The organism is Carnobacterium sp. (assembly GCF_040274425.1).
In genome coordinates this window covers 1-1,519 of sequence record NZ_JBEMBC010000172.1, presented here as the reverse complement: position 1 = coordinate 1,519, position 1,519 = coordinate 1, and the positions used below count along the sequence as shown (strand labels likewise).

Sequence of the window (1,519 nt, the reverse complement as noted above, 5' to 3'; positions counted from 1 at the left end):
CTGGTGAAGCAACTGTGCAACTTGGAGGTCCTGATGCTCAGTGCTATTCTTTTTCTAAAGGGGATGTTTTATTTCTTTCTGCAGGTGTAGCCCATAAAAGAATTGATGCTAGTCCTGATTTCATAATAGTGGGCGCTTATCCTGATGGACTAGAACCAGATATGCAAAAAGGAAAAGCAGAGGATTACGAGGCAATCAAACAAGCGGTTGCATGTGTTAATCAACCAGAAAATGATCCTGTTGAAGGAAAAGATGGAGCAGTAATAAAGTATTGGACCTAGAATTATTCTAGGTCTTTTTTATGCTAGTTAGTTTTTATATCAATAAGTAAAGGGACTAAACGTTATGAAGAAAAACTTTAATAGTCTAAAAAAACAAAACTATAGAAGCTAATCAGCTAGTATGATTGGCTTCTGTAGCTTTGTTTTGCTTCTAGCTCTTTCCATTAAGGTCTGCTTAAACAAAAAAATTCCTTGTTATTTGCTTTTCATATTATTTTATTTATCAATAAAGGCAAAATTATGGGGATTTGTCATAATAATTGCCCTTTTTTTAATTTGTAAAGGCGATATACTTGAAAGGTAATGAATAAGAGCCACAAGAATAGGATATAAAAAGGTTAAGGAGCAAAAATAAACTTCGGGTAATCACTAAAAACTGAGCCATTGTAGTGGTTTTAATGTTGTTCAAGTTGATTAGTATTATTAGAACGATGTTAACTCTAATAATTTAAAAGTATTATTGCTTATTCAAAGAATAAAAAGAACAAAAAATCAATTATGGAATCAGGAGTTTTTATAATGGAAAAGAAAAGGAGTTTTTTTAAAGAAATTATCACTATAAAAGAAACAAAAGATTCTTTGTTACGTGTTTTTGGTGCGGGATTTACTACTGGAATTATGCTTATGGCAGGCTATTTGTTAAACAACATGCAAATTGGAACGTTCGGTGCACTTGGAGCTTTCGCATTTTTATATTATCAGCCAATTCCGACCAAAGCATTGATGCAACGGATCTTTAAAGTTGGGATCTGTTTAGTGCTGAGTTTTATGGCAGGAGCCTTATCAACCTTTGTACCTTGGATGATCCCTATTACGATTAGTATAATCAGTTTAATTAGTCTTTTAATTTTCAGAATCCTCCATTTGCCAAATCCAGGATCCTTCTTTGTAATTATGGTAGGTTCTATGGGAACAGGTTTAACGTTGCCTCTTGCGGGGATTATTTGGGCTACGATTTATGTAGCTTGTGGAGTTTTGGTTGCGATTTTAATGGCTAGTTTAGTTGGTGTGTTGCACAGAAAGCTTATTGAAGAAAAAGAAGAGTATAAATCTGAATCATTTAAGACGAAATTTCTCTATGCTATAAAGCACGATCAAGAATTACTATTGTCTTCTATTCATCATGCAGGAATAATCTTTTTTGCTACTTATCTGGGTTTAGCACTAGAATTGGGTAATCCATATTGGATAACGATTTCTTGTGCGGCTGTGCTTCAAGGAAGAAAGCTAAATGTCAT

The 1,519-nt window shown here is 33.6% G+C and carries 2 pseudogenes; both read left to right on the top strand.

Going from position 1 to position 1,519, the window contains the following annotated elements:
• Positions 1-281, top strand: a pseudogene (locus ABS911_RS15080) (hypothetical protein); the annotation flags it as partial.
• A 519-nt stretch (positions 282-800) separates the two neighbouring features.
• Positions 801-1,519: pseudogene (locus tag ABS911_RS15075) on the top strand (FUSC family protein); the annotation flags it as partial.